Below are 14,877 nucleotides of genomic sequence, written 5' to 3' on the forward strand. Positions count from 1 at the left end.
GTCGCGATTTCACGACCGCCAAACCGTGATTTCACCCCGGCGTTGCGGGAATGACACGAGAAACCGGGACCGTTGGGGGCCACTGGTCCCCAACTGCTATGGCAGGCAGAATCGCCCAAACCAACCTTGAGAAACCACCTTAAGAGGCAACCCTATCAGGCAGCTTTCGCTACCGGATCTTCCGGCCGCTTGTCGATCACCTTGTCGACGATGCCGAAGTCCTTGGCCTTGTCGGCGGTGAGGAAGTTGTCGCGCTCCAGCGCATCCTCGATCGTCTTGTAATCCTGCCCGGTGTGCTTGACGTAGATCTCGTTCAACCGCTTCTTCAGATTCAGGATTTCCTGCGCGTGAAGCATGATGTCCGTCGCCTGCCCCTGGAAACCGCCGGACGGCTGGTGAACCATGATGCGCGAGTTCGGCAGCGAGAAGCGCATGTCCTTCTCGCCGGCGGCGAGCAGCAGCGAGCCCATCGAAGCGGCCTGCCCCGTGCATAGCGTGGAAACCGGCGGGCGGATGAACTGCATGGTGTCGTAGATCGCAAGGCCCGACGTCACCACGCCGCCCGGCGAATTGATGTACATCGAGATTTCCTTTTTCGGATTCTCGGCTTCGAGGAACAGCAGCTGCGCGACGACCAGCGTCGACATGCCGTCTTCCACCGGCCCGGTGAGGAAGATGATGCGCTCTTTAAGCAGGCGGGAGAAAATGTCGTAGGCCCGCTCGCCGCGGTTGGTCTGCTCGACCACCATCGGCACAAGGTTCATGTAGGTTTCAACCGGATCGCGCATTGGTCACCTGGGGTTTTCGGAAAATTCGTTAAATGGCCGGCACGCCGGTACCCGCCAAGATAAGCGAGGATTGCTCCCCGGCAAGAGATGTTCAAGCCGATTCGGCGGGCGAAACGAAGCACTCACCGAGGGTGAGGTTAACAAAAGAACCCCACCGGGCGTTAATAAAAGAGGATCGCCCCCGTCTGCGCGGGGGCGATCCGGAATGACCGTTCAGATGCGCGATCAGGCCGCGGTCTTGTCGTCTTCTTCCTTGAGCAGTTCCTCGCGGGAAACCTTCTTCTCGGTGACCTGCGCAAGCTCAAGAATGAAATCGACCACCTTGTCCTCGAAGATCGGCGCGCGGAGCTGCGCGACGGCGCCCGGATTGCTGCGATAATAGTCCCAGACTTCCTTCTCGCGGCCCGGCATCTGGCGGGCGCGCTCGATCACGGCACGGCTCACCTCGTCGTCGGTAACGGTGATCTTGTTCTTGTCGCCGATCTCGGAGAGCACGAGGCCGAGGCGCACGCGGCGGTCCGCGATCTTGCGATACTCTTCCTTCGCCTTCTCCTCGGTGGTGTCCTCGTCGGCGAACGTCTTGCCGGAGGAGTCCATTTCCGCCTTGATCGAGTTCCACATCAGGTCGAACTCGTCGTTGACGAGCGACTCCGGCGGATCGAACTTGTGGGTCTCGTCGAGACGGTCGAGCAGTTCGCGCTTAAGCCGCTGGCGCGTCGCACCGGCAAACTCCTGTGTCAGGCGCTCGCGCATCGCTTCCTTGAGCTTGTCGAGCGACTCGAGGCCAAGGGTCTTGGCGAACTCGTCGTCGATCTTGGCGTCCTGCGGCGCTTCGATGAGCGACGCCGTGGTCTCGAACTCGGCATCCTTGCCGGCGAGATTGGCCGCGCCGTAGTTCTTCGGGAACTGCACCTTCAGAGTGCGGGTCTCGCCCGCGCCGATGCCGATGAGCTGATCCTCGAAGCCCGGAATGAAGGAGTTCGAGCCGAGCACGACCGGAATGTCGCTGCCAGTGCCGCCATCGAATGCCACCCCGTCGATGGTGCCCTTGAAGGACACCGTGACGCGGTCGTCCTTCTCGGCCTTCGCGCCTTCGGCCTTGGCCGCATAGGGACGGCTCTGATCGGCGACGCGCTTGAGCGCATCGTCGAGATCAGCGTCGGTGACTTCGGCAAACTGCTTCTCGACCTTGAAGGTCTTGAAATCGGCCAGCGCGATCGGCGGCACGACTTCGATGGCGACCGAATAATTCAGGTCCTTCTTGCCATCGAGAATGCCCTCGATCTCGGCCTGATCGGTCGGCATCGTCACCTTGGCCTCGTTGGCCAGGCGGAAGCCGCGATCAGTGAAGATCTTCTGGTTGGTCTCGCGGATGGTCTCCTCGAGGGTCTCGGCTGCAACCGACTTGCCGTAGACCTTCTTGAGGTGCGCGACCGGCACCTTGCCGGGGCGGAAGCCGTTGATACGGACCTTGTCCTTCATGCCGGCGAGGCGTTCATTCACCTTGGCATCGATTTCCGCGGCCGGAATGCTGATCTGGAATTCGTGCTTAAGTCCCTCGGAGAGGGTTTCATTCACCTGCATAGCGTCAATCTTCTTCCGGCTTGCCGATCCAATATCGGCTGTTGTCGTTGTTGGGATGCCGCGCAAGGCCGCATCATGAAAAGTCCAAATACTTCAGTACCACGTCTCTCAGTTGCCAAGGCCGCCAAGTCCGGCTCAAGTCCAGTCATGGCGGGCATGAACACGTCTTGCCTGGCGGCGCGAACGGCGGTTGGTGCGCTCGGAGGGACTCGAACCCCCACATCTTTCGACACTGGAACCTAAACCCAGCGCGTCTACCAGTTCCGCCACGAGCGCGCAGCACACAATAGTTTAGTGTCCCGGCACAGCCGCGAGCGGCGGGCTTATAACATGGTGCCGGCCAATCGCGGCAAGAAAAAAAGCGCTATCCGCCGCAGCCCCTGCGGGTTTACTCCCGCCTCTGAAAATGGTCCCCATCGGCCATGAAATTCTTATCGTTTTCGCGCCCACGCCGCCGCTTTCTGGGAGCCCTTGCAGGGGCTGCGATAAGCCCTGTCCTGAGCCCCGCCCTGATGACACCCGGGCGGGCTCAGACCCTCCCTGCGCGCAAGCCTGGAAGCCCGGCCCTTTTGCGGTTCGGGCAGCAATCGCTGTACCTGCACACCGAGGGAATGGCCACGCCGGTCTGGCAGTTGGGCGACGGTCTCCCCTACACACGTTTTTCGGGGAACACCCCGCCCCAGATCGTTTTCACCAACGACACTGCCCAGCCGGTGGCCATGGCTTTTCACGGCCTCGACGGGCCCGCTAGCCTCGAGCCGCTGCTGGAACATGCCCCCCTCGCCCCGCGCGGCGGCACCGCCACATGCGAACTGCCGTCCAAACCCGGAACTTTCCTGATCGATCCGAGACTCCTGTCCGGCGACGACGACCGCCCGGCCCTGCCGCGCGTGCTGGTTGTCGAAGGCGATGAAGCCTTCGGCGCCGACCGCGACGAAGTGTTGCTGATCGAGGACTGGAAGATCGGCACGGACGGCGTGGCGCAGGTTGCGGGCCGCGACAGCGGAAGCGTTGCCTCGCTGTATACGATCAACCGCAGGGTCATCCACGACATCACCGTGCGCCCCAACGAGCGCGTCCGCCTGCGGCTGGTCAATGGCTGCCAGCGCAGCGTCATCGCCCTGAAATTTGTCGACTGCGTCATTACCGTCGTCTCCGTCGACAGTCAGCCGGCTGAATCATTCGTCGCACGCGATGGCCAGATCGTGCTCGCACCCGGAAGCCGGGTCGATGCCCTGCTCGATGCGACGCAGCCGGTCGGCACGCGCAACGAAATCTTGCTGCACGACGGCACCAAGCCGATACCGATCAGCCATGTCGTCACATCGTTCTCGTCGCCCCCGCGCGCGGCCCCTCTGCCTCCGCCGGCGACACCTTCACCTCCGCCGTCGCAAATCGACCTGAAGAATGCCCAGCGTATCGATCTGGCGCTCGAACGGGGACAGTGGCTTCCCGCGATCGCGTTCGACCCGGCGCTGCCTCCCGTTTTCCACACCACCGTTAACCGCACCGTGGTGCTTACGATCACCAATCCGCCCGGCGGATCCGCCGCGACGTTCCGCCTGCACGGCCATCATTTCAGGGTGCTCGACCGCCTCGACGACGGCTGGAAGCCTTACTGGCTGGATACGCTCGCATTCAACCCCGGCCAGACGCAACGCATCGCGTTCAACGCCGCGCATCCCGGCAAGTGGCTGATGCAATGCATGGGAACCAAGTGGAATTCGCCGCGACGGTTGCGCTGGTATGAGGTCGGCTAAAGGTTGACGTCAAACCGCCGATAGAGATCGCGAAACACATTCGGCAGTACGTCCGCGAGATCTTCCGCGATCAGGCCGGGGCCGAACATGCACGCGGCTTCGCCGTGCATCCACACCGCGATGGATGCCGCCTCGAACGCGCTCACACGCTGCGCCAGCATCCCGCCAATCATTCCCGAGAGCACGTCGCCCGCACCTGCGGTCGCGAGCCATGGCGGCGCATTCTCCGCAATCGACGCCCGCCCGTCGGGCGCAGCCACCACCGTGTCCGCGCCCTTGATCAGCACCACCGCATTCGACTCGCGCGCCGCGAGGCGCGCACGCTCCAGTTTCGAAAGCGGATGATCCTTGTTCGCGAGCGATGCAAACAGCCGCGCGAACTCGCCTTCATGCGGCGTCAGCACGGCCTGCACGCCGGGCTGCGCCGCGATGGCGTCGAACAGCGTCTGCGGCATGTCGGCAAAACTCGTCAGCGCATCGGCATCGAGCACCACGGCGCGCGGCCCTGACAGCGCCGTAAGCACCATGTCGCGCGTGCGCAAGCCGATGCCCGCACCGGGACCGATCACGCAAGCATTGAGCCGGGCATCCTCGAGGTAGCTTGCGAAGTCGACCGCCGTGCCGATCTCGCGCACCATCACGGAGGTGAGCGCAGCCGCGTTCACCGCCAACGCATCGCGCGGTGAGGCGACCGTGACGAGTCCCGCGCCCGCGCGCAACGCCGCGCGCGCCGCAAGCCGCGCGGCACCCGTTTCCGCCATGCCGCCCGACATCACCACCGCATGACCGCGTCCGTATTTGTGACCGGCGATGCCTGGGACGGGAAAATGGCCTCGCCACCACGCGGGATCGTTCTCGAAGGTTTTCGGATGAATGACATCGAGCACGCGCGGCGGAATGCCGATGTCGGCGACACTCACCTTCCCGCAATGCAGACGGCCGGGCAGCAGGAGATGGCCAGGCTTTTTACGGAAGAACGTCACCGTGCGGGGGGCCTGGACCGCAACGCCCATCGCCTCGCCGCTGTTGCCGTTAACGCCGCTCGGCAGATCGACCGCAAGCACCAATGCGCCGCTGGCGTTGATCGCCTCAATCATCGCGCGCGGCTCGTCTTTGACTTCACGGTCGAGTCCCGCGCCGAACAGCGCGTCGATAACGAGCGCGGGCTTGCCGAGCGATCGGGGTACGAACGGCAGCAGTGGACCATGCCACTCTTTCGCAGCACGAGCCGCGTCGCCCGTCAGTGTCTCCGGGTTGCAAAGCAAAGCCACGGCGACGTTGCGGCCGCGCGCGGCGAGATCGGCGGCGGCAATGAAACCGTCGCCGCCATTGTTACCGCGTCCAGCCACTACCACGATGTCTCCGGAAGGTGCGAGCACCTGCGCGGCAGCGGCCACGGCCTGCCCCGCCCGCTGCATCAGCGCGAAGCTGTCCCCGCCGTCCTTCACCGCAAGCGCATCGGCACAAGTCATTTCGGCCACGCTCAGGAGTTCCATGACCAACCCTCGCCCAATACCGCCTGTCTTGGAGGCATGTCCGCCCAAAGCAGCGGCAGATTGCCTGCCTTAAAATTGTGCAGTTGCATATTTTGACGCCACAGACTTAGCCAAAAGCTCCAACAACGCTCGCAGAGCAGAGATTAACAGTTTGATAATCCAATACAATCGACAGCCACGCCAGTTGGCACGGAGTCTGCTTTTAAGGGGCCAACGAACGAGGCCGCCAAACGGCCCCGAACGATCCGCGCCGCATCAGCGGCGCCAGTCTGAAATGCCGGAGGCGTGCAGGTGAAAAAAATCGAGGCGATCATCAAGCCGTTCAAGCTCGATGAGGTGAAGGAAGCCCTTCAGGAAGTCGGCCTTCAAGGCATCACCGTAACCGAGGCCAAGGGCTTCGGCCGCCAGAAAGGCCACGCCGAACTGTACCGTGGCGCGGAGTACATCGTCGACTTCCTGCCGAAGGTCAAAATCGAGATTGTGATCGGCGACGAACTCGTCGAGAAAGCCATCGACGCCATCCGCCGCGCCGCACAGACCGGACGCATCGGCGATGGCAAGATTTTCGTCTCCAACATCGAGGAGGCCATCCGTATTCGCACCGGAGAGTCCGGCGTCGACGCCATCTGACACAACCATCACCCGCCCGGCCCCGCTCACCGCGCCCGGCCGGACGATCTCATCCCACCGATCACCAAATCCAAGTAGCACAAGGGGTTTACATGAAGACCGCCCAAGACGTCCTGAAGTCCATCAAGGACAACGACGTGAAGTACGTCGACCTGCGTTTCACTGATCCGCGTGGCAAGTGGCAGCACGTCACCTTCGACGTCTCGATGATCGACGAAGACATCTTCACCGAAGGCACGATGTTCGACGGCTCCTCGATTGCCGGCTGGAAGGCCATCAACGAGTCCGACATGACGCTGATGCCCGACCCGGTGACCGCGACGATCGACCCGTTCTTCGCCGAGACCACCATGGTCATCACCTGCGACATTCTCGAGCCTTCGACCGGCCAGCCCTACAATCGCGACCCGCGCGGCATCGCCAAGAAGGCGGAAGCCATGGTGAAGTCGATGGGCGTGGGCGACACCGTCTATGTCGGCCCGGAAGCCGAGTTCTTCGTGTTCGACGACGTGCGCTTCCAGACCACGCCGTACAACACCGGCTTCAAGCTCGACTCGTCCGAACTGCCAACCAACTCGGACACCGAGTATGAAGGCGGCAACCTCGGCCACCGCATCCGCACCAAGGCCGGTTACTTCCCGGTGCCGCCGCAGGATTCGATCCAGGACATGCGCTCGGAAATGCTCGGCGCGATGGCACGCATGGGCGTGAAGGTCGAGAAGCATCACCACGAAGTCGCTTCCGCTCAGCACGAGCTCGGCATGAAGTTCGACACCCTGACGCTGATGGCCGACCAGATGCAGATCTACAAGTACTGCATCCATCAGGTCGCCCACATCTACGGCAAGACCGCCACCTTCATGCCGAAGCCGGTCTATGGCGACAACGGCTCGGGCATGCACGTCCACCAGTCGATCTGGAAGGACGGCAAGCCGACCTTCGCCGGCAACAAGTACGCCGACCTGTCGGACAACTGCCTCCACTACATCGGTGGCATCATCAAGCACGCCAAGGCGATCAACGCCTTCACCAACCCGTCGACCAACTCCTACAAGCGTCTGGTGCCGGGTTATGAAGCGCCGGTGCTGCTCGCCTACTCGGCGCGCAACCGCTCCGCCTCCTGCCGCATCCCCTACACCGCTTCGCCGAAGGCCAAGCGCGTCGAGGTGCGCTTCCCCGATCCGATGGCCAACCCCTACCTTGCCTTCGCGGCGATGCTGATGGCGGGCCTCGACGGCATCAAGAACAAGATCGATCCGGGCCCGGCGATGGACAAGGACCTGTACGACCTGCCGAAGGAAGAACTGAAGCAGATCCCGACGGTGTGCGGCTCGCTCCGCGAGGCGCTGGAAAACCTCGACAAGGACCGCGCGTTCCTCAAGGTCGGCGGCGTGTTCGACGACGATTTCATCGACAGCTTCATCGAGCTGAAGATGACCGAGGTCGAGCGTTACGAAATGACCCCGCATCCGGTCGAGTTCGAACTTTACTACTCGCTGTAAGCGGCAGCGGCTTCCCGCCGCATCGTCACAAGATCAAAGGGCGTCCCACAGGACGCCCTTTTTTGTTTGCGTGACGCCGGTAAAACGTTCGTTGGCTTTAAGGAAAAACCAGTGAACGGTGGATCGTCGCGCCAGCCCATGCGCCGTCCGCGACGGCGAGCGAAACCGAATGCGGCACGCGCGCGGCGTCGCCGCAGGCGAAGGCGCCCGGAACGCTGGTCTCCTTCATATCGCTGGTGCTTATCTGGCTGCCGAACGGTGTGTCCACCAGTTCACAGCCGAGCGTCGATGCGACAGGCGTGGACGGTGCATTCCGCGACGCCGTGAACAGGCCCGCGAACGACAGGCGGCGGCCATCGGCCAGCAGAACGTTAGCCTCGCCGTCGAGACGCTGGATCGAGCTCTCTTCAATCGCCACCCCGCGCGCGACGAGGTCCGCGCGCATCGCCTCGTCGAGCGTCACCGCGCCGTTCGTCAGGAACGTCACCTGCCCCCATTCCGGAATCAGTTGCGCCTGATGAACCGACATCGGCCCAGTCGCGATGACCCCAATAGGCCCGCGGTCGAGTTCGTATCCGTGACAGTAAGGGCAGTGAAACACGCTGCGGCCCCAGCGCTCAGCCAGACCTTCAACCGGCGGCAGCGCATCACTGACGCCGACGGCGAACAACAGCCTGCGTCCTTCGTGGCGAACACCATCGGCGATTCTCACCGTGAACGAATCTTTTTCTCCCGCCGTCGCTTCGGCGACACCTTCGATCCACGTCAGCGTCGGATAGGCCTGAAGCTGCTTGCGCGCCACGCGCGCGATCTCCGCCGGATTGACGCCATCCTGTCCGAGGAATCCGTGAGAATGGGCAGCGAAACGGTTACGGCGTCGCCCCGCATCGATCACCAGAACGCTGCGCCGCGCGCGCAGCAATTGCAGCGCGGCTGCCATCCCGGCATAGCTGCCACCGATCACGATCACATCGTATGTCACGATCATCCCCTCTTCTTGCGCCACGCCGCATGACGGCGACCGAGATCGGCCACCAGATCGGCGAGCGTCACTTCCGCGAACCGCTCAAGCAGCAGCGCCTCGGTTTCCCTGAAAGCGCCGTCGAGCGCGGCGTTGACGGCCTGCTCGACAAGGCATTCCGGCTCCGGATTGCGGTTGCCGATCGCGAAGATCGCGGGCTCACCCAACACATGGTGCAGATCGCGCAGCGTAATGCTTCCCAGGTCGGCGCGAATGTGCCATCCGCCGGAATGCCCCCGCGCCGAGGTCACAATTCCGGCCTTGCGCAACAGGCCCATCGTCCGGCGCACGACCACCGGATTGGTGTCCATGCATTGCGCGAGCGCTTCCGACGTCATCGGCTCCCCGTGCCCGATCATGTGCAGCAGCGCATGCAGGACCGAAGAAAGGCGGCTGTCCTTTTTCATGTAACTTCAATTATTACGAATTAGACCGTCGTGCAACCCCGCCTTTATCCCGCGCCATGACGGCACATCGCCAGAGAAGCCCCGCCACCACTCTTGATCCGGCACAACCTTTCAGAAAAAGTGCAACGCAACAGTTTTCAGAAGGATCGCCCGTGAGCGTTTCAACCGAACGGAAAAACCAGCGTCAGGATCTCGCCTGGGCCATCGCCGTCGGCGGCATTCTGGCCGTCAGCTTCGCCGCGCTCCTGATCTTCGCCTGGGAATTCGCCGCGACCCTGTTCCTGATTTTCTCCGGCGTGCTGCTCGGCGTGGCGCTGACCGCGATGACCAACCTCCTGAAAAAGGTGATGCCCGGGCCGCACGCGGTGCGGCTGCTCGTGATCTGCCTGCTGCTGGCCACGATGATGGCCGGCATCTTCACGCTCGGCGGCTCGACCATCGCCCAGCAGGCGACCGCCCTGAGCGGCACCATCAAATCGCAGATCGTCAACCTCAAGACGTTCCTCGAATCCTACGGATTCGATGCGAGCTATCTTGACCTCAACACCATTTCGCCGACCAGCCCCCGCACATCGACGACACCAGCGACCACGCCGGCGTTGCCCAACATGCAGCACAACCTGCCGAGTGCCGGCGCGCTCGCATCCGGCGGCGGTGCAATCGTCAGCCAGACGCTGAAGCTCATCCTCGGCACCGTCGGCGCGGTCGGAAACTTCTTTATCGTGCTGTTTCTCGGCCTCGCCTTCGCAGCCCAGCCCGGTGTTTACCGCAAGGGGCTGATCGCGATGTCGCCCAGGGCGATCCGGCCGCAGATCGAAACCGTCATCGACCGCATCGGATCCACATTGGAACGCTGGCTGATCGCCCAGATGATCACGATGACCGTGGTGTTCGTGGTGACCTGGCTTGGCCTTCTGGTGGTCGGCATTCCCGGCGCGTTCATCCTCGGCGTTCAGGCCGGATTGCTGACCTTCATCCCAACGGTCGGCGCGCTGCTCGGCGGCCTCATCATCGTGCTGGCCAGCATTTCCTCTGGCTGGGTCGCCATCGGCAGCGCCTTCGTGCTGCTGCTCGGCGTGCACGCGCTGGAAAGCTATATCCTCACGCCGATCATCCAGCGCGAGGCGATCGACATTCCGCCCGCAACGCTGTTCGCGTTCCAGATCCTGCTCGGAGTGGTGTTCGGCGTGTGGGGCCTGGCGCTGGCGCTCCCGGTGATGGCCGTGGTGAAGGTGATCCTCGTCTATCTGCGCGAGGACCGCCCTAAACCCATCGAGGCGTAAGCGGCGCTCAGTACTTGCCGACCGTCGTCATGTGCTCGACTTCCGGCGGGTTTGCGAAATGCGGCCCGACCAGCGCGCGCCATTCGGTGAAATTCGGCCCTTCGCGGAAATCGACGGTGTGGTTTTCCAGCGTTTCCCACTTGATGAACAGCCGGTAGCGCGACGGCTTCTCGATCGAGCGATGGATTTCCAGGCTCTTCCAGCCCTTGCTGCGCTTGAAGATGGTCTGCGCCATCTCCACCGCCTGCTCGAAGTCCTTTTCCTGACCCGGCTTGACGTCGATCTGCACGATTTCGGTGATCATGGGCTCCCCCTGTGGCTACAGGAGGCTGTAGCGGACGAAAAGCCGCCGGATCAAGTCAAAATCGGGGGATGTGCCTTACAGCGCAACCAGCAGGATGCCGGACAGGATGAACACGCAGCCCAGCAACAGCATCGCGTGCCAGTCTCGCGTCTGCTGATAGCGGCCCTGCGCGCGGCGCTCCGCGATGAGCGCCCGCTCATATTCATCGGAGGTGGAGAACATGCAGGCGAAACCGGCACGCGCGGAAACAGCGGCAGCTTCGAGGGCGGAGATATCGTTACGGGCGCGGTCGATCATGAGCCGATGCTACGCGGCGCATGGTAAACAGACCGTTTAGGGCTGACGCGATTTATCCGCTCAGGCGTGCGCTTCCGAGACAAAGGCGTGCACGTCTTCATGCGCGGGGCGCGATGCCTGGCTCACACTGCCACGGCGGGAATGGTCGAGCACCAGCGGCTCTTCCAGCACGGCCTCGACGCGATTGCGGCCACCCCGCTTGGCACGATAGAGCGCGGTGTCGGCCGACGCCATCAGCACGTCGAGTTCGGTGTTCGCAGGCCCGCCCGCGACGCCGATGCTGACGGTGGTGGCGAGCGGCGCACCATCGATCGCCACACCCGATTGCTCGAACGCGTCGCGGACGCGCTCCGCCGCGAGCAAGGCCTCATCCATCGCGCACGGCAGCAGTGCGGCAAACTCCTCGCCGCCGACGCGGCCGAGCAGATCGGTGATACGCAGCGCCCCGACCGCGACGTTCGCGAACACCTTGAGCACGTCGTCGCCCACAGGATGGCCATAGGTGTCGTTGACCGACTTGAAATGATCGATGTCGAAGATCATCACCGTGATCGAACGGCCAGCCTTGGCCTCTCGCTCGATCATGCGCGCGGTCGCCTCGCCGAATCCACGGCGGTTGAGCAGGCCTGTCAACGGGTCGACCGAGGCCGCCGTCTTGTGAATCGCGAGCGTCCGCTCCGACACCAGCATGAAAATGATGAACACGGTGCCGATGGCATAGAACACCAACTCGGCGGCGAACGCCGCGACCCAAATCGCGGCGTGCGGGTTCGTGCCCGGCCCATCCATGACATCGCCGAGCACGATCGGCAGCATCAGCACCGCGCCATGAAGGATCGGCACGAAGATCGCAGGCCAGCGCGAACGCATTGACTTGCGCCGCTCGCGCCACAGCTCCGCAGCCGTCAGCGCGGCATAGATCGCCACGATACTTGCGCCCAGCACGAGGCGCGCATGGTCCGACAGCGGATCGGCGAAGATGACGGCGGCAAGCCACACGATCGCACCCGCGACAACGCCGATGACGCTCGGGGCGCGGCCGTGAAATACCCGCGCGGCATCCCACACCAGGCCGCAGGCAATGAAACCGACCGCGTTGACCGCGAGCAACAATCCAAAGCCAAGATTCTCACCGCCTGCAATCCACAGCGCGATCGATGCCGCGCCCAGCAGATACGCAGCGCCCCACCAGCCGAGCGCCTCGATCTTTTCCTGTCGCCAGAAAAACATCAGCAGCGCGCCAAGCATCGCGGCGACGAACGTTGCAACCAGATAAAGGGTTGAAATGTCGAGTGACAGGCTATTGCCGGACATACGAACGAAAGCTCCGCTGGAAGGAGCCGGAAATAGCTCTCTCAGCAGGACAAAATTACCAGCCGGTTATTGGCGATGTGTTTGTTTGCGACGACAAGTTTTCTCGAAAATTGTCGATAGTTTGTGACGATCTGGAACCAATTACTCGACAAAAAAGGGCGCCCCGAAGGGCGCCCTTTTGGCGGACCGTCTGCAATTGCAGACAAGTCGAACGAAATTCTTAGCGCTTCGAGAACTGGAAGGAGCGGCGGGCCTTCGCCTTGCCGTACTTCTTGCGCTCGACGACGCGGGAGTCACGGGTGAGGAAACCACCCTTCTTGAGGACGCCACGCAGATCGGGCTCGAAGTGCGTCAGCGCCTTCGAGATGCCGTGGCGCACGGCGCCCGCCTGACCCGACAGACCGCCGCCGGCGACGGTGGCAATGATGTCGTACTGGCCCTGACGGGCAGCGGCGACGATCGGCTGCTGGATCAGCATGCGCAGAACGGGACGCGCGAAATACACTTCGACGTCGCGGGTGTTGACGGTAACCTTGCCGGAGCCGGGCTTGATCCAGACGCGGGCGACTGCGTCCTTGCGCTTGCCGGTGGCATAGGCGCGGCCCTGCTTGTCGACCTTCTTCTCGCGCTTGGGAGCTTCAGGCGCCGCGGTCTTCAGCGACGACAACTGATCGAGGGACTGCATGGTATCGGACATTACGCGGCCCTCGTGTTCTTGCGGTTCAGAGAAGCGATATCGACGACTTCCGGATTCTGGGCCTCGTGCGGATGCTCGGCACCCGGATAGACGCGCAGGTTGCCCATCTGGATACGGCCGAGCGGACCGCGCGGAATCATGCGCTCAATGGCCTTCTCCACGACGCGCTCGGGGAAACGACCCTCGAGGATCGACTTCGCGGAACGCTCCTTGATGCCGCCGATAAAGCCGGTGTGGTTGTAGTAAACCTTGTTGTCGCGCTTGCGCCCGGTGAGGACGACATGCGCGGCGTTGATGATGATGACATTGTCACCGCAATCAACGTGGGGGGTGTAGGTTGGCAGGTGCTTGCCGCGCAAACGCATCGCGACCAAGGTGGCGAGACGACCGACGACCAGACCCTTGGCGTCGATGATCACCCACTTCTTGTTGACCTCGGCCGGTTTCGCCGAAAACGTCTTCATGTGAGATATCCGTGAAAATGGCGTGCGGCGCTGTCGCCGGACTGGGCGTGTTTCTAGAGAACACCCCCTCACCCGTCAACGTCCATCCACGAAAATAAAACCATATAAAACAATAGCTTATAAATATGGTGTTATAATACCACAAAAATCATGATGATTTTGGAATGGAATAGGTCGCGCTCGCATGGGCGATCGGATCGGGCGACGTGCCCGACAGCAGGTTCACCTCGCCGAACGCCATCCGCTTGCCGACCTTGATGAGTCGCGCCGCGGCGACGATGTCCTGCCCCGGCTGGCCCCTGCGCATGAAACTGATGCTGAGATTGGTCGTCACCGCGAGGCCGACCGGCCCGATCGCCGACAACAGCGCCACGTACATCGCGAAATCGGCCAGCGCCATCAGCGTCGGCCCCGACACGGTACCGCCCGGGCGCAGCATATGCTCGCTGTAAGGCTGACGCAGCAGGCTGCTGGTGCCGTCTGCACTCTCGATCAAAATCTCGCCGGAGCTGAACGCCTGAGGAAACTCGCGGTGGAGGAACGCTTCAAGTTCAGCCACCGTCATTTTCGCATTTGTCATGTGGCCCGTTTCGTCACGATCTCATATATGACGCCTGTATCACTGCGGCGCGACAATAAAAACAAAGACGTGCGTGCGCTGCGGGACTAAAGACGAATATCCACACGAGGACTGCCGCCAATGGACCACAATGCTTACCCCGATAGTTATATTCGCGGCATTCTGACCAACATCAAATCCATCGCCATGGTCGGCGCATCGCCCGTCAACGTGCGGCCGAGCTATTTTGCATTCAAATATCTCGACCAGCGCGGATACGACATGATTCCCGTCAACCCCGGACAACTCGGCAAGACGATCGCAGGCAAACCATTCGTCGGCTCACTGAGGGAGATCGGCCGTCCGGTAGACATGATCGATATCTTCCGCGGCTCGGCTCACGCAATGCCGATCGTCGAGGAAGCGCTATCGCTTCCGGTGCTGCCGAAGGTGATCTGGATGCAGCTCGGCGTGCGCGACGATGCCGCCGCCGCCAAGGCGGAAGCCGCAGGCATCAAGGTGGTGATGAACCGCTGCCCGAAGATCGAATACGGCCGCCTCACCTCCGAAATCCAATGGGTCGGCGTGAACTCCCGCACCATCAGCGCCAAGCGCGCACCGATTCCGACGACAGGTATGCGACTGTCGCTCAATCGCCCAAGCGTTGCCGGCGGCTCGACCGCTGCCGCCGATCGCGCGGCACGCGCACAGGCCGACAAGGATCGCAACGGCGCGGCGTAAGCGCCTTTCATTTCAAAGTTTCAGTTCGCC

Annotated in this window: 16 protein-coding genes and 1 tRNA gene; 5 read left to right on the top strand and 12 right to left on the bottom strand. The window is 62.6% G+C overall.

Features of this window, described 5'->3' with window-relative positions:
* Positions 1–155: 155 nt before the first annotated feature.
* The 3 genes from AFIDRAFT_RS16745 to AFIDRAFT_RS16755 all read right to left on the bottom strand — a co-directional run bounded on the left by AFIDRAFT_RS16745 (position 156) and on the right by AFIDRAFT_RS16755 (position 2,648).
* Entirely contained in the window at positions 156–788 is a 633-nt protein-coding gene (locus AFIDRAFT_RS16745) for an ATP-dependent Clp protease proteolytic subunit (RefSeq protein ID WP_009340794.1), read from the bottom strand.
* A gap of 225 nt (positions 789–1,013) precedes the next feature.
* Positions 1,014–2,372 (bottom strand): trigger factor, encoded by a 1,359-nt coding sequence (tig, locus tag AFIDRAFT_RS16750; RefSeq protein ID WP_009340795.1) that lies wholly within the window; start codon positions 2,370–2,372, stop codon positions 1,014–1,016.
* Positions 2,373–2,563: 191 nt separating this feature from the next.
* A tRNA-Leu gene (locus AFIDRAFT_RS16755) sits at positions 2,564–2,648 on the bottom strand.
* A gap of 335 nt (positions 2,649–2,983) precedes the next feature.
* On the opposite strand from AFIDRAFT_RS16755, the gene AFIDRAFT_RS16760 reads away from it, so the two are divergent.
* Positions 2,984–4,132: a multicopper oxidase domain-containing protein gene (locus tag AFIDRAFT_RS16760; RefSeq protein ID WP_245258198.1), complete on the top strand. Its 1,149-nt coding sequence runs from the start codon at positions 2,984–2,986 to the stop codon at positions 4,130–4,132.
* Here AFIDRAFT_RS16760 and AFIDRAFT_RS16765 read toward each other — a convergent pair.
* On the bottom strand, positions 4,129–5,628 hold the full coding sequence (locus tag AFIDRAFT_RS16765) for a bifunctional ADP-dependent NAD(P)H-hydrate dehydratase/NAD(P)H-hydrate epimerase (RefSeq protein ID WP_009340797.1): 1,500 nt from the start codon (positions 5,626–5,628) through the stop codon (positions 4,129–4,131). The two genes, AFIDRAFT_RS16760 and AFIDRAFT_RS16765, sit on opposite strands and share 4 nt — an antisense overlap.
* Positions 5,629–5,919: 291 nt before the next feature.
* On the opposite strand from AFIDRAFT_RS16765, the gene AFIDRAFT_RS16770 reads away from it, so the two are divergent.
* Both AFIDRAFT_RS16770 and glnA read left to right on the top strand, forming a co-directional pair.
* Positions 5,920–6,258, top strand: a complete 339-nt coding sequence (locus AFIDRAFT_RS16770) for a P-II family nitrogen regulator (RefSeq protein ID WP_009340798.1) — start codon at positions 5,920–5,922, stop codon at positions 6,256–6,258.
* 92 nt (positions 6,259–6,350) lie between these two features.
* Positions 6,351–7,760 carry a type I glutamate--ammonia ligase gene (gene glnA / locus AFIDRAFT_RS16775; RefSeq protein WP_009340799.1) on the top strand — a complete coding sequence of 470 codons (1,410 nt, stop codon included), beginning with the start codon at positions 6,351–6,353 and terminating at the stop codon, positions 7,758–7,760.
* Between the two features lie 97 nt (positions 7,761–7,857).
* Here the strand turns inward: glnA and AFIDRAFT_RS16780 are convergent, their stop codons facing one another.
* Together AFIDRAFT_RS16780 and AFIDRAFT_RS16785 are read right to left on the bottom strand one after the other, a co-directional pair.
* Complete coding sequence (locus AFIDRAFT_RS16780; protein ID WP_009340800.1) at positions 7,858–8,748, bottom strand: NAD(P)/FAD-dependent oxidoreductase; 891 nt, start codon at positions 8,746–8,748, stop codon at positions 7,858–7,860.
* A complete protein-coding gene (locus AFIDRAFT_RS16785) occupies positions 8,745–9,188 on the bottom strand; it encodes an Rrf2 family transcriptional regulator (RefSeq protein WP_009340801.1) in 444 nt (147 codons plus the stop codon). The genes AFIDRAFT_RS16780 and AFIDRAFT_RS16785 overlap by 4 nt, the downstream gene beginning before the upstream one ends.
* A 152-nt stretch (positions 9,189–9,340) precedes the next feature.
* Between AFIDRAFT_RS16785 and AFIDRAFT_RS16790 the strand changes: the two genes are divergently transcribed.
* A complete protein-coding gene (locus tag AFIDRAFT_RS16790) occupies positions 9,341–10,471 on the top strand; it encodes an AI-2E family transporter (protein ID WP_009340802.1) in 1,131 nt (376 codons plus the stop codon).
* Positions 10,472–10,478: 7 nt separating this feature from the next.
* Here AFIDRAFT_RS16790 and AFIDRAFT_RS16795 read toward each other — a convergent pair whose 3' ends face one another.
* From AFIDRAFT_RS16795 to AFIDRAFT_RS16820, 6 genes are all read right to left on the bottom strand, one after another.
* The gene (locus tag AFIDRAFT_RS16795; protein ID WP_009340803.1) at positions 10,479–10,775 is read right to left on the bottom strand and encodes an antibiotic biosynthesis monooxygenase family protein; all 297 of its coding nucleotides are present in this window, start codon (positions 10,773–10,775) and stop codon (positions 10,479–10,481) included.
* Positions 10,776–10,850: 75 nt separating this feature from the next.
* Entirely contained in the window at positions 10,851–11,072 is a 222-nt protein-coding gene (locus AFIDRAFT_RS16800) for a hypothetical protein (RefSeq protein ID WP_009340804.1), read from the bottom strand.
* Between the two features lie 60 nt (positions 11,073–11,132).
* Positions 11,133–12,386, bottom strand: coding sequence for a GGDEF domain-containing protein (locus AFIDRAFT_RS16805; RefSeq protein WP_009340805.1), 1,254 nt, complete (start codon positions 12,384–12,386; stop codon positions 11,133–11,135).
* A gap of 220 nt (positions 12,387–12,606) precedes the next feature.
* Positions 12,607–13,083 (bottom strand): 30S ribosomal protein S9, encoded by a 477-nt coding sequence (rpsI, locus tag AFIDRAFT_RS16810; RefSeq protein WP_009340806.1) that lies wholly within the window; start codon positions 13,081–13,083, stop codon positions 12,607–12,609.
* The gene (gene rplM, locus AFIDRAFT_RS16815; protein ID WP_009340808.1) at positions 13,083–13,547 is read right to left on the bottom strand and encodes a 50S ribosomal protein L13; all 465 of its coding nucleotides are present in this window, start codon (positions 13,545–13,547) and stop codon (positions 13,083–13,085) included. Before rplM ends, rpsI begins: the two co-directional genes overlap by 1 nt.
* 148 nt (positions 13,548–13,695) lie before the next feature.
* Entirely contained in the window at positions 13,696–14,127 is a 432-nt protein-coding gene (locus AFIDRAFT_RS16820; RefSeq protein ID WP_009340811.1) for a PaaI family thioesterase, read from the bottom strand.
* A 120-nt stretch (positions 14,128–14,247) separates the two neighbouring features.
* Between AFIDRAFT_RS16820 and AFIDRAFT_RS16825 the strand changes: the two genes are divergently transcribed.
* Positions 14,248–14,847, top strand: a complete 600-nt coding sequence (locus AFIDRAFT_RS16825; protein ID WP_009340813.1) for a CoA-binding protein — start codon at positions 14,248–14,250, stop codon at positions 14,845–14,847.
* Positions 14,848–14,877: the final 30 nt, after the last annotated feature.

The organism is Afipia sp. 1NLS2 (genome assembly GCF_000178995.1).
Lineage (GTDB): Bacteria > Pseudomonadota > Alphaproteobacteria > Rhizobiales > Xanthobacteraceae > Afipia.